The sequence below is a fragment of the Bifidobacterium rousetti genome, from assembly GCF_008698235.1.
GTDB lineage: Bacteria > Actinomycetota > Actinomycetes > Actinomycetales > Bifidobacteriaceae > Bifidobacterium > Bifidobacterium rousetti.
Genome location: NZ_PEBH01000004.1, coordinates 99,097 through 111,611 on the forward strand (window position 1 = coordinate 99,097; position 12,515 = coordinate 111,611).

Annotated in this window: 10 protein-coding genes; 8 read left to right on the plus strand and 2 right to left on the minus strand. The window is 65.3% G+C overall.

Features of this window, described 5'->3' with window-relative positions; translation table 11 throughout:
* Positions 1-8 precede the first annotated feature (8 nt).
* The 8 genes from CSQ85_RS06095 (at position 9) to CSQ85_RS06130 (ending at position 10,703) form a co-directional block, all read left to right on the plus strand.
* Complete coding sequence (locus CSQ85_RS06095) at positions 9-1,568, plus strand: glycoside hydrolase family 30 protein (RefSeq protein ID WP_107041924.1); 1,560 nt, start codon at positions 9-11, stop codon at positions 1,566-1,568.
* Positions 1,569-1,729: 161 nt separating this feature from the next.
* Positions 1,730-2,728, plus strand: a complete 999-nt coding sequence (locus tag CSQ85_RS06100; protein WP_150383315.1) for an AEC family transporter — start codon at positions 1,730-1,732, stop codon at positions 2,726-2,728.
* A gap of 238 nt (positions 2,729-2,966) precedes the next feature.
* Complete coding sequence (locus CSQ85_RS06105) at positions 2,967-4,076, plus strand: phosphotransferase enzyme family protein (protein ID WP_150383316.1); 1,110 nt, start codon at positions 2,967-2,969, stop codon at positions 4,074-4,076.
* Positions 4,073-5,611, plus strand: coding sequence for a galactose-1-phosphate uridylyltransferase (locus CSQ85_RS06110; protein WP_150383317.1), 1,539 nt, complete (start codon positions 4,073-4,075; stop codon positions 5,609-5,611). Before CSQ85_RS06105 ends, CSQ85_RS06110 begins: the two co-directional genes overlap by 4 nt.
* Positions 5,608-6,690, plus strand: a complete 1,083-nt coding sequence (locus CSQ85_RS06115; protein ID WP_150383318.1) for an ROK family protein — start codon at positions 5,608-5,610, stop codon at positions 6,688-6,690. The genes CSQ85_RS06110 and CSQ85_RS06115 overlap by 4 nt, the downstream gene beginning before the upstream one ends.
* A gap of 108 nt (positions 6,691-6,798) precedes the next feature.
* Positions 6,799-7,611 carry a glucosamine-6-phosphate deaminase gene (gene nagB, locus CSQ85_RS06120; RefSeq protein ID WP_150383319.1) on the plus strand — a complete coding sequence of 271 codons (813 nt, stop codon included), beginning with the start codon at positions 6,799-6,801 and terminating at the stop codon, positions 7,609-7,611.
* Between the two features lie 95 nt (positions 7,612-7,706).
* Positions 7,707-9,074, plus strand: coding sequence for an N-acetylglucosamine-6-phosphate deacetylase (locus tag CSQ85_RS06125; protein ID WP_150383320.1), 1,368 nt, complete (start codon positions 7,707-7,709; stop codon positions 9,072-9,074).
* Positions 9,075-9,275: 201 nt separating this feature from the next.
* A complete protein-coding gene (locus CSQ85_RS06130; RefSeq protein WP_223846873.1) occupies positions 9,276-10,703 on the plus strand; it encodes an ATP-binding protein in 1,428 nt (475 codons plus the stop codon).
* A gap of 5 nt (positions 10,704-10,708) precedes the next feature.
* Here CSQ85_RS06130 and CSQ85_RS13525 read toward each other — a convergent pair whose 3' ends face one another.
* Positions 10,709-10,840, minus strand: coding sequence for a hypothetical protein (locus CSQ85_RS13525; protein WP_258175957.1), 132 nt, complete (start codon positions 10,838-10,840; stop codon positions 10,709-10,711).
* A gap of 206 nt (positions 10,841-11,046) precedes the next feature.
* Positions 11,047-12,477: an MFS transporter gene (locus CSQ85_RS06135; RefSeq protein ID WP_150383321.1), complete on the minus strand. Its 1,431-nt coding sequence runs from the start codon at positions 12,475-12,477 to the stop codon at positions 11,047-11,049.
* Positions 12,478-12,515 lie beyond the last annotated feature (38 nt).

Here is a 12,515-nt window from a genome sequence, read left to right on the forward strand (position 1 = left end):
GGACCAACATGAGCAAGTACAGCAACGAATTCTGGACCGTCACCTCCGGCGATCTCAAGCAGCGTCGCGAGACCCTCGCCGCCCCCGAGGTCGTCACCGACCCGGGTGATGCCGCCAAGATCGTCGTCGATCTGGCCGACCGCAAGCAGCCGTGGCTCGGCGCCGGCGCCGCCCTGACCGACGCGGCCGCCTCCCTGATCTGGGGCTCGATGAACGCCGAGCAGCGTCACGCCTTCCTGGACGACTGCTTCAACCCGGACAAGGGCGGCTTCTCCGTCCTGCGCATCCCGCTGGGCTCCTGCGAGCCGGCCGCGCAGCCGTACTACACCTACGATGACCTGCCCTTCGGCGAGCACGACAACGTGCTCTCCAAGTTCTCCCTCGGCACCGGCGAGCCGGGCGCCCCGGACGCCACCAAGGACTTCAAGTACATCATCCCGGTGCTGCTCGAGATCCTGAAGATCAACCCGTCCATCAAGATCATCGCCTCCCCGTGGTCCGCCCCGGCGTGGATGAAGAACACCGGTCACCTGTGCCAGGGCGGTCACCTGCGCTTCAACGAGTGGACCGGCAATGGCTTCGACCCGATGCACGACTCCTTCGAGGGCACCTACGCCCGCTACTTCGTCAAGTACGTGCAGGAGATGGAGAAGCTCGGCATCCCGATCTGGGGCGTCAGCGTCCAGAACGAGCCGTCCAACGCCCCGAAGTGGCCGGCCATGATGTGGACCCTCAAGCAGCAGGCCGAGTTCGCCCACAACTTCCTGCGCCCGGCGTTCAACGAGTTCTACCCGGAGATGCGCATCTTCATCAACGACGACTCCATGCACAACCTGCAGTGGCCGGTGCGTGACATCGTCACCCCGGAGGAGGCCGCCTCCGTCGACGGCCTGACCTTCCACACCTACGAGGGCCCGTACTCCAACGTCTTCAACGCCAACCGCTCCTACAGCCACTGGCTGTTCGGCATGACCGAGCGTCGCTGCATGATCGAGGAGACCCCGGAGGACGCCGCCCACATCATGTCCGGCATCATCGGCAACTGGCTGGTGCGCACCGGCGAGTCCTTCATCGCCCTGTGGAACCTCGCGCTCGACGAGCGTGGCCTTCCGAACCAGGTCGGCGCGACCGGCCGCCGTGGTGTCGTGACCATCCAGCACGAGACCGGTGAGGTCATCCGCAACCTCGAGTACTTCATGCTGCGCGCCTTCGGCCAGGATGTCGAGCCCGGCTCCGTGGTCGTCCGCTCCTCCAACTACACCCCTGACGGCTGGTCCGGCGGTCTGGGCTCCGTGGCCTTCCTCGCCCCGAACGGCGACGTCGCGGCCCACATCTACAACCCGACCGGCGAGCCGCTCGAGGCCGCCTTCACCATCTCCGGCGAGGGCAACAAGTGGCAGAAGGTCACCGTCCCCGCTTGGGGTACGGTCACCGTCCACAAGGGCAACGGCGAGCTTAACAAGTCCGAGGTCCCGGCCGACGGCGAGTTCGAGCTCAACCCGGCGCCGACCCACCTGCTCGGTGACGTCGCTCCGGGCAAGGTCCGTGTCTGGGGCCACGACGAGTGATCGCCTGATCCATCTCCACTCCTGACTTCTTCCATGTTTGCGAGAAAAGGGGCGGTTCCGCAGGGAATCGCCCCTTTTCTCGTCATACGAGTCCGCAAACGAGTCCGTCATTCGAGTCCGCAAACCAACGCTGAAACCAACGCTGAAATCAAGGGGCCGTCATGCTCGCCGTCGCCAAGATCCTGACCGTCATCCTCATCGGATACGCGCTCAAACGCATCGGACTGTTCGGGCCCGACAACTACAAGGTGCTGCAGAAGGTGGTGCTCAACATCACCCTGCCGGCCGCCATCGTCTCCTCATTCGCCACCGGGCGCCACGATCTGGGGCTGTTGTGGATCTCCGCGTTCGGCCTGATCTGCGCGACGATCCCGCTCGTGACGATGTTCGTCGTCTCCCGGCGCATGCCGGTCGCGCGCCGTGCGTTCCTGATGCTCAACGGCGCCGGGTTCAACGTCGGCAACTTCACGCTGCCGATCCTCACCACGTTCATCGGCCCGGCCGCCGCGCTGCCGGCCATCATGTTCGACGTCGGCAACTCCATCATGATGTCCGCCGGCAACTACGTGACCACCGCCGCCCTGCTCAACATCGACTCGTCCCGTCCGCTCGCCGCGCAGGTCGGTTCCGATCCGCGCGCGACCGTCGTGCCGCGTGCGACCCCGCGCTCCGGCGATCCCGACGCCCGTCGCCTCGCTCGCCGCGCCTTCGCGCGCACCATCGTGCGCAATTTCGTCACGTCCGTGCCGTTCGACGTCTACATGGTGATGACGGTCCTCATGATCGCCGGCGTGAAGCCGCCGATGCCGGTGGCCGATTTCCTCGCCCCGATCTCCGGCGGCAACACCCTGTGCTCGATGCTGATGATCGGCATGATGATGGACCTGCCCGGCTCCCGCCGCGACGTGGCCGACGCGCTGATGATCCTCGTCTGCCGGTTCGGGTTCGGGCTGCTGTTCGCGTTCGCCGCGTGGCATCTGCTGCCGTTCGACGCGATGACCCGCAAGGCCGTCGTGTTCATCTGCTTCGCCCCGGCCGGCATCTTCTCCGCGATCTTCACCGACAAGGTCCTCGGCAACGCGCGCCTGTCCGGCTTCTGCCTGACCTCGATGGGCCTCGCCGGAGTCGCCGCGATGGCCGTCGCCAACGCCGTGCTGTAGCCGTGCTGTAGCCGTGCTGTACCGGATGCGCAAGGGGAAGATTGTTAACGAGAACACTTGACTGGAGTGTCTAGAATCCCTGACAACCGTTCGTATCACTTGCGCCACGATAATGTAAAGGTAGTTTGCAGTGATCGTGGAGCTGGGATACGATGGTGACGGCAGTACAAGGACGATGCGGCGAGGCAGCGGAGTCGGGCCGCACGCGCCTCCACTCAATGACGAGGGAAGGATCACCATGACACTCAACACACTCGACGCAAGCGAACTGGAGGCGGTCGCCTCGCGCTTCGACTTCGACGGCGCGATCGAACGGGTCGAACCATACGGCGACGGGCACATCAACGTGACGTATCTGGTCACCACGGCCACACACCGCTACATCCTGCAGCGGATGAACACGAACGTCTTCCCGGACACGCCGAACCTCATGCGCAACATCGAGCTGGTCACCGCGTTCCTGCGCGAGCATGGCGAGGAAACGCTCGACATCATCCGCACGAAGGACGGCGCATCCTACGCCTCATTGCCGAGCGGTGAGTGGCGGGCGTACGACTTCATCGAAGGCACGATCTCGTACAACCTCGTGCCGAACGCGGACGTGTTCCGCGAGTCCGGCAGGGCGTTCGGCGAGTTCCAGTCGACGCTCGCCGGGTTCGACGCCTCGCAGCTGACCGAGCCGATCGCGCACTTCCACGACACCCCGCACCGGTTCGCCGACTTCCGGGCGGCGGTCGAGGCCGACTCGCAGGGCCGTGCCGCGACCTGCCGGGAGGAGATCGACTTCTTCCTCGCGCGCGAAAGCCAGTACGGTACGGTCGTGGAGGGGCTGGCCGACGGGTCGATCCCGCTGCGCGTGACCCACAACGACACCAAGCTCAACAACATCCTGATGGATGCCGAGTCGGGCGAGGCGCGCGCGATCATCGACCTTGACACGATCATGCCGGGTTCGATGCTCTACGACTTCGGCGATTCGATCCGCTTCGGCGCCTCCACTGCGCTCGAGGACGAGCGGGACCTCGACAAGGTGCATTTCAGCACCGAGTATTTCCGCGCGTACGCCGAGGGGTTCATCGGCGAGGTGCGCGGCAGCGTCACGCCGCGCGAGGGTGAGCTGTTCGCGTTCGCCGGCAACCTGATGACGTTGGAGTGCGGCATGCGCTTCCTCGCGGACTATCTCGCGGGCGACACGTACTTCGCGACGAAGTATCCGGAGCACAATCTGGTGCGCGCCCGTACGCAGATCAGGCTCGTCGAGGAGATGGAGGCCAAAGCCGGCGAAATCCGCGCCATCGTCGACGATGTACTGGACGGCGCCGAGCATGCGGAGGGGGATCGCCAATGACGACAGCAGGGACGGCAGCGGAGACGGCGGCGACCGAGAGCGCCGAGAAGGATGCCGTCTTCGCCCGCATCGACGGTCTGATCGACTACGCGATCGAGCATCTGGATCTCGACCCGCGTGACGCCGACTGGACCCGCAACCGTCTGCTCGCCCTTGGCGAGGACGGTCTCGATGACGACGATGAGGTGATGGGACTGCTCTCCCAGCGGCCCTCCTATGTGGAGGACCGGTTCACCGTCATCGAACTCGGTGAGGGGCTTGGCGGGGAAACCGACGGAGAGTCCGGCGGCATGGCTGCGATGGACTGGTTCTACCGCTACTGCGTGGCGAACCATTACGTGAAGAAGGCCGTGCTCGACAGGAACCCGCGCTTCGACTCGCACGGGCTGGTCATCACGATCAACCTCGCCAAGCCCGAGTTCAAGAACATGAAGACGGCGGCCGCCGGCAACGCGGTGTCCGGCGGATATCCGAAGTGCACGATCTGCCATGAGAACGAGGGCTTCGCCGGACGCGACAAGCGCACGTTGCGCACGATACCGGTCACGCTCGGCGGCGAGGAGTGGTTCTGGCAGTTCTCCCCGTACGGCTACTTCCACCAGCACGGCATCTGCGTGAACAGGCATCACACGCCGATGCATGTGGACCGCGACACGTTCGGGCATCTCATTGATTTCGTCGATCGATTCCCGGGCTACTTCCTCGGCTGCAACGCCGCATTGCCGCGCATCGGCGGATCGGTGCTCGCCCACGATCATTACCAGGGCGGCGGCGAGCTGCTGCCGATGCACAAGGCCGGCGCGTGGGGCACCTCGCTCGTGGCACCGGATTTCCCGGGCGTCGTCGTCGAGATCCTCGACTGGCCGGGCACCGCGGTACGCGTCGTCTCGCGCTCGCGTGAGGACGTGATCGCGGTGTCCGAACGCATCCGCGAGGCGTGGGTCGACCACGACGACGAGTCCGCCGGGATCGCGAGCCGCAACGCTGACGGCAACCTCCAGTCCGCGATCTCGCCGACCGTGGTCGTCACGGATCGCGGGTACGAGATGAGCCTGATCTTCCGCAACAATGCGGTCAGCGAGGAATACCCCGAAGGCGTGTTCCACGCGCACCCCGAGTTCTGGGCGATCAAGCAGGAACCGATCGGCCTGATCGAGGCGCAGGGCCTGTTCATCCTGCCCGGACGGCTCGTCGACCAGCTCGGGCGCATCGAGGAGGCGCTCGTCGCCGGCGGGCCGTTGCCCGAGTCGGAGCGCGAGTTCAGGCCGCAGTGGGATGAGCTTGTGGCGAGGTTCGATGGTGATGGTGATGACGATGCTGGCTGCGGTGACAGGCGTCGTGACCCCGAGGCCGTTCACGCGGCCGTGCGCGACGAGCTCGGTAGCGTGTGCCATCGCATCCTCGGCAACACCGCCGTATTCAAGGACAAGCGACAGACGCTGCGGTTCCTCGAGGGTCTGGGGTTCGTCACGGTTGATGGGTGTGATTCGATCGCGGAACCGGAGCGGTCGGAAGAATCGGGAGGTGTGCGATGACGCATACAACGCATGCGACGGCAGCGGACAACGATAGGCCGAGCGCCGGTGGTGTGGCCGGCGGCGGTGCCGTGGGTGTGGCCGGCGGCTACCGCGTCGGCGTCGACATCGGCGGCACGAAGATCGAGGCCGTGGCGGTCGACGTGCACGGCGCCATCGTCGCGGATCGCCGGATCCCCGCGCGCCGCGGCGGCGACAACGTCGTCGAGGATGTGGCGGGACTGGTCCGTGACGTGGTCGCCGGCGCGACCGGCGGTGCGGCGGGCTGCGGGGCCGATTCGACGGGTCCCGGCATGAACGGCGTCGTCGCCTCGGTCGGCATCGGCACGCCGGGCCGGGTAGACTCCGCGACCGGCCATGTGTCGAACATCGTCAATCTCGACGTCGACGAGCTCGCGCTCGGCCCCCGCGTCTCGGAACGCCTTGGCGGCGTGCCGGTGACGGTCGAGAACGACGTGAACGCGGCCGCCGTCGGCGCGGCCAATGCGCTGGACGATGCGCGGGACGGCGGGGGAGAAGACGCCCAAGCAGGTTCGACCGTGGTCCTCAACTTCGGCACCGGATTCGCCGCGGGCATCCTCATCGACGGCGTGCTGCAGCACGGCGCCGGCGGCGCGTGCGGCGAGATCGGGCACATCCCGATCGACCCGAACCGCTTCCCCTGCCCCTGCGGCCAGGTCGGATGTCTGGAGACGGTGTGCTCGGGATCGGCCGTGGCTCGCCTGTGGCCCGTACCAGCCGATTCCGGTATGGCCCCGATGCCGGACCTCATCACACGCGCGCGGGCGGGCGAACCGGAGGCGGAGCGCGTGCTCGCGATGGTCACGCACGCGATCGGCGACGGACTGCAGATCGTCGTGCAGACCGTCGACCCGGATGTGATCATCCTCGGCGGCGGCATGGCGAAGACCGGCATGCCGCTGGTCGAGGTCGTGCGCGACGAGATGAGGCGACGCGAGGCGACGTGCCCGTTCCTCGCCGGACTGCGTATCGGCGACCGGTTGCGGCTGGCCCCGACCGACGTGCCGCTGGGCGCGTACGGCGCCGCCGTGATGGTGAATGGAACCCGACATTCATAAAGTTAAGATAGTTTGCATAAATAGCCCGATGCCGCCTAGAATGGGCGGTGTCCACTCCATTCAACGTCGAATGGCAACGACGACAACCGAACACTAAGGAGCAACATCATGGCTGAAGTGATCATCGTCAAGAGCGAGGCGGAGGCCGGCGAAATCTACGGCCGCGCCGTCGCGGACCTCATCAAGGCCAAGCCGGACGCGGTGCTGGGACTCGCCACGGGATCGAGCCCGCTGGCCGCCTATCAGGCGCTCGCCAAGATCGTGCACGACGAGTCGATCGACGTGAGCCGAGTGCGCGGATTCGCGCTCGACGAGTATCTGGGCCTGCCGCTCGATCACCCGCAGTCCTACCACTCGACCATCCACCGCACGGTCGTGGAGCCCTTGGGCCTCGACCCGGCCAAGGTGCATGTGCCCGGCGATCTGCTCAACGGGGCCCCGCTCGAGGACGGTGAGAAGATCGCGCTCGCGGGCCCGGCCTACGACCGCGCGATCGAGGCTGCGGGAGGCATCGACGTGCAGATCCTCGGCATCGGCACCGACGGGCACATCGGCTTCAACGAGCCGGGCTCGTCGCTGGCGTCGGGCACGCGCGTGAAGACCCTCGCCGAGCAGACGCGCATCGACAACGCGCGTTTCTTCGACGATGACATCAATAAGGTGCCGACCCACTGCATCACGCAGGGCATCGGCACGGTGCTCAAGGCGCGTCATCTGGTGTTGCTGGCGTTTGGTTCGGGCAAGGCGGAGGCGATCGAGGAGACGGTGGAGGGTGGCGTGTCCGCGTTCTGCCCGGCGTCCGCGTTGCAGCTGCATCCGCATGCGACGATCATCGTCGACGAGGAGGCCGCCTCGCGTCTGCGTCACAAGGACTACTACCGGTACGCCTTCGCGCACAAGCCGGCCTGGCAGGGCATCTGACCTGACCGAGGGATCGGCGCGTATCCGCTCCCGTCGACGGTTCCGCCGGCGGGAGCCTTCGTCATCTGCGGGACGTTTGACAAGGAGTAATGGGAATGGCAGCTGAATCAGCCGAAGACAGGAACGCGACCGTCGCGCGTGTGACCGCCGCGTTGGAAGGTGAGGCGCGCCCGGTCGCGATCCGGGGGAGCCGCAAGGTCGACGCGGGCGGCGTGCGCGGCAACTACTGGGTAGTCTCCGACGCGCGAGGCGTGATCGTCGCGTCCGGTCAGACCGGGGCGAACGGCTCGGGCGAGGAGGCGTTCGAGCACGCATGCCGCACGGTCGGCATCGATCCGGCGTCGCGGGAGTCGGTGATCGACGCGGGCGGGCGGATCCTCACGCCCGGATACGTCGACATCCACTCGCACGGCGCGTGGGAGAAGTCGTTCGATGATGGTCCGGAGGGGATCGACGTGGCGCGTGCGGGCCACGCGGTGCACGGTACGACGCGTCAGGTGCTCTCGCTGATCACGAATCCGATGGACGTGATCTGCCGCAACATCCGCACCGTGCGCGAGAAGATGGCGTCCGGCCGTCCGGACATCCTCGGGTGCCATTTGGAGGGGCCGTTCCTTGCGCTGAAGCGCAAGGGCGCGCACGACCCGAACTGCCTCAAGGACCCGACGCCGGATCTGGTCGACGAGATGCTCGAGGCGTCCGGCGTCTCCGGCGTGGGTGCCGGCGTTCCCGGTGTTGGTGGTGCCGCCGTCGGCCGTCACGCGGGCTCCGGCCGTCTCGGCTGCATCCGCCAGATCACGATCGCGCCGGAATACGAGCATGGACTCGACGCGATCCGCCGGTTCCGAGCCGCGGGCGTCGTACCGGCCGTCGGCCACTGCGACGCCGATTACGCGACCGCGAAGGCCGGGTTCGACGCGGGCGCCGGCATCATGACGCACATGTTCAATGCGATGAACGGGTTGCACCACCGCGAGCCGGGCCCGATCCCCGCGGCCGTGGAGGATCCGCGCGTCACGATCGAGCTCATCAACGACGGCTTCCACGTGCAGGACCCGATGGTGAGGCTGGGCTTCGGTCTGGCGCCGCATCGCATCGCGTTCGTCACCGACTCGATGGCTGCGACCGGTTGCCCGGACGGTGCGTACAAGCTCGGCGAGCTCGATGTGAACGTCGTCGACGGGCACGCGCGGCTCGTCTCCAACGGGGCGATCGCCGGCTCCACGCTGACGCTCGAGGTCGCGGTCCAGCGCGCGGTGTTGACGCTCGGCTTCGATCCGGCCGACGCGGTCGAGGCCGCGACCCTGACCCCGGCCCGCGCGTTCGGCTTCGACCGGCCGAACCCGGTCACCGGCGCGCCCCTGGGCCTCATCGCCCCCGGCTACGCCGCCGACTTCAACCTCCTCGACCCCGCCTCGTGGGCCGTCGAACGAGTCTGGTGCGCCGGCCGCGGCCTTAGGTGACCTCAGATAACCCTCAGGCGTCGGCCGTCGGCAAATCCGAATTGCACATATGGGGGCGCGTGCCGGATCTTCTCCGACTCGCGCCCCCATGTCATGCTGCTCTCTGCGCTGTTTGCTGTCATGAACGCGTCTCTACGAGACAGCGGAACGGATGAAACATCAAACTGGTAATTTTCTTTTACCGATTTTCATGTTATTGGTATGATGAAGTTACCAGTTAAGCATCAGTCTGGCAAGGGGGCGTGTGCAATGGCAGGGAATCCCGTCATCGAAGAGAAGCTGAGGAACTTCCGCATCGAGGATTTTCAACCCATCACACCGCGCGATCTGGATCTGGGCAGACCATTGCCGCCGAAGGTGGGCAATCTGGTCAAGGTGATCGTGGGCATGCGTCGGAGCGGCAAAAGCTACCGCCTGTTCCAGGAGATCGAGACGCTGCGCGATATGGGCATCGGGTGGAATCGCATATGCTACGTCAATTTCGAGGACGACCGTCTGGGGAACGTCACTCCGGAAACCGGTGACGAAGTGTTGGAGACGTTCTATTCGATGCACCCGGAGGCGATGAAGGACGGCATGTATCTGTTCTTCGATGAGCTGCAGGAGATGTCCGACTGGGGCAAGTGGCTGCGGCGTGTGGTCGACACCGTCAAGGCCACGATATACGTCACCGGTTCATCCTCGAAGATGCTGTCCAAGGAGATCTCGACGGAGTTTCGTGGGCGTGCCTTGGATTTCGAACTGCTGCCGTATTCGTTCCGCGAGGTTCTCCTCGCTGGGGGCGGTGTGGACGGGGACGTGTTGTCCCGTGACCCGCGGGAAGGATATTCCACCACGGAGCGTGTGGTGTTGTCGAATGAATTCCGGACGTATCTGGAACATGGCGGGTTTCCGGCGGCGCTGGATCTTCCCGCGCCGCAGCGGATCGCCCTGTTGCAGTCATATGTGCAGCGGGTGGTGTCGCGCGATGTGGTCGAGCGCCATGACATCGGTCGGCCACGCGTGGCGTCCATGATGGCCCGCCGTGTGATGGGGGTCGTCGGCAGGCAGTTGTCCGTCCGCAAGATCGAGAATGAGCTGAGATCGGCGGGGCTGATGACCAGTCGGGCGATGCTGGGTGATCTTCTGGAATACTTCGAGGACGCCTACCTGTTTTTCCGTGTGAGGGAGTTCTCCGTGTCGTTGAGCGAGAGGACCACCTCAATGCCGAAGATATACGCGATAGATCCCGGCTTGGTCGCGGCGGCGAGCGCGGCCGGCATGCGTGATGACGGGCAGCGGCTGGAGAACGCCGTGTACCTTGAACTCAGGCGGCGCAGTCTCGGATTCCGCAGGGACGGCATATCGTCGTGCCGTACCGAAACCCATGGATACGAAGTGGATTTCGTGGTGGGCGACATGCTTGAGCATGATGGATACGACCTGTATCAGGTCACCATGAACATGGATGATCCGGCCATGGCCGAACGTGAGACCCGTGCGTTATGGGAGCTGATGTCGGAACGGGATGTCGAGACGGGCACCATCATCGTCGCGGACGGCAAGGAGGTCGATTGGAAACGGGACGGCCGTGTCATCCATCAGATTCCGGCGTGGAAGTGGTTTCTGGGACAGCGGGGCCTACGCTGACCTCGTCAGCGGCGCTTGGTGAACTGGTTGACGACGAAGCTGGCGATGGTGACGACGACGGCCACGACGATGATGGTGACGAGATGCTTCGGATCGGTGGTGAAGGCGGCGGGCATCAGCGCGGCGAACTCGGACATGGTGGCTTCCTTTGGCGATGTGTGGTGGTGTGTGGGTGTGAAAGGAATAACGCGGATGAAAGTGAGCGTTATTGATCGTTAACGATCATAGCACATATGCATCGTACAGATGACAAGAGCTCCCGGCCACAGCTTGCAGTCTGTGGCCGGGAGCTCTGCTATCGGGGCGGAATCCGCGGATCGGTCAGCGACCGGGGGTCAGCGGATCACATCTCGCCGCGTTCGCGGCGGGCGGCGAGCTCGGCGGCGTTCTTCTTGGAGATCTCGCCGGACAGCGGGTACATGAAGAGCAGGATGAGGGCGATCAGGCCGTTGCCGATGGCCGGGGCCAGCGTGGCGACCGCGTAGATGTTGTTCAGCGTGTCGGCGGACTGGGTGATGGCCTGGCCGGAGGTGGCGGTCACGTAGCCGGTGGCGGCGAGCACGACGCCCGGCAGCAGGCCGGAGAGGGCCTGGCCGATCTTGCGGGCGAACATGTAGCCGGTGTACACGGTGCCGTCCTCACGGGTGTGGGTCTTGACCTGGATGTCGTCGATGATGTCGGTGATGAAGCTCCAGACCATCAGGCCGAAGACGCCGTTGCCGAAGATCGCGACGATCGAGAAGCCGACGAACACGTACGGGTTGGTGATGTGCAGGAGGAACATCACGACGTAGACCACGGTGGTGAAGACCAGCAGGATGCCGCAGACAAGCTTCTTGCCGTACTTGTCGCAGATGGCCGGCACGAACGGGGCGACGATCAGGACCGGGATGTTCTGGAAGGCGAGAATGGCCAGGGCGGTGGTGTTGTTGAAGTAGTCCTTGTACAGGTAGGCGTTCACGGCGCCGGCGAACATCTGGGCGAAGATGAGCAGCAGGGCGGCGAGCATCAGGGCCACCATGGCGCGGTTGGAGAACATGTACATGAGGGACTTGAACAGCGGGACGTGCTCGTTCTTGCCCTTCTCGACGCGGATGCGCTCGACGGTGCCGCGCAGGGTGATCTCGTAGCAGATCCACAGCAGGGCGGCGAAGATGATGGCGACCCAGATCAGGACCGGGCCGTTGAGGATCTTCTTGCCGTTGACGGTGGTGTACATCACGAGCGGCAGGATGAAGGTCACGATGATGCCGCCGGCGGTCGAACCGAAGCCACGGCCCGCGGCCATCTCGTCGCGGTGCTTGACGTCAGGCGTGGAGACGGAGGCGAAGGAGCCGTACGGGGCGGAGGTGGAGGAGTAGAAGGCGACGCCGAGGATGTAGATCACGGTGATGTACGTGATTCGCGCCGGCAGCGCCCAGCTGGAGACGAACGGCAGGAAGGTCAGGATGATGACGGCCATCAGCGGGTAGCGCAGGGTGCGCACGAACCAGTGGTAGCGGCCGTCCTTGCGCAGCGGGGCGTTGTCGGCCCATACGCCGGTGCCGAAATCGGTGAAGGCGGAGATGAGCTTGCCCGCGAAGATGATCCAGCCGGCGATGAGCGGGTTGATGCCCAGGGCGTCGGTCATGTAGATCATCGCGTAGTTGGTGACCAGCTGGAAGTAGAAGCCGTTGCCGATGTCGCCCATGGCGTAGGCCATAGGCTCGGTCTTCTTGAACGGCGGGTTCTCCACGACCTTCGCGGTCGCGGCATCAGCGGTTGCAGCCGTCATGATGTTCCTTTCTTGTTCCTTATGCTCGCGGGGCCGGG

What these genes read in the sequence shown, in the direction of transcription:
- CSQ85_RS13525 (WP_258175957.1), bottom strand. Translation starts at nt 10,840, where the DNA reads ATGTCCGAGTTCGCCGCGCTGATGCCCGCCGCCTTCACCACCGATCCG.
- nagB (WP_150383319.1), top strand. Translation starts at nt 6,799, where the DNA reads ATGGCTGAAGTGATCATCGTCAAGAGCGAGGCGGAGGCCGGCGAAATC.
- CSQ85_RS06095 (WP_107041924.1), top strand. Translation starts at nt 9, where the DNA reads ATGAGCAAGTACAGCAACGAATTCTGGACCGTCACCTCCGGCGATCTC.
- CSQ85_RS06130 (WP_223846873.1), top strand. Translation starts at nt 9,276, where the DNA reads ATGATGAAGTTACCAGTTAAGCATCAGTCTGGCAAGGGGGCGTGTGCA.
- CSQ85_RS06135 (WP_150383321.1), bottom strand. Translation starts at nt 12,477, where the DNA reads ATGACGGCTGCAACCGCTGATGCCGCGACCGCGAAGGTCGTGGAGAAC.
- CSQ85_RS06115 (WP_150383318.1), top strand. Translation starts at nt 5,608, where the DNA reads ATGACGCATACAACGCATGCGACGGCAGCGGACAACGATAGGCCGAGC.
- CSQ85_RS06100 (WP_150383315.1), top strand. Translation starts at nt 1,730, where the DNA reads ATGCTCGCCGTCGCCAAGATCCTGACCGTCATCCTCATCGGATACGCG.
- CSQ85_RS06105 (WP_150383316.1), top strand. Translation starts at nt 2,967, where the DNA reads ATGACACTCAACACACTCGACGCAAGCGAACTGGAGGCGGTCGCCTCG.
- CSQ85_RS06125 (WP_150383320.1), top strand. Translation starts at nt 7,707, where the DNA reads ATGGCAGCTGAATCAGCCGAAGACAGGAACGCGACCGTCGCGCGTGTG.
- CSQ85_RS06110 (WP_150383317.1), top strand. Translation starts at nt 4,073, where the DNA reads ATGACGACAGCAGGGACGGCAGCGGAGACGGCGGCGACCGAGAGCGCC.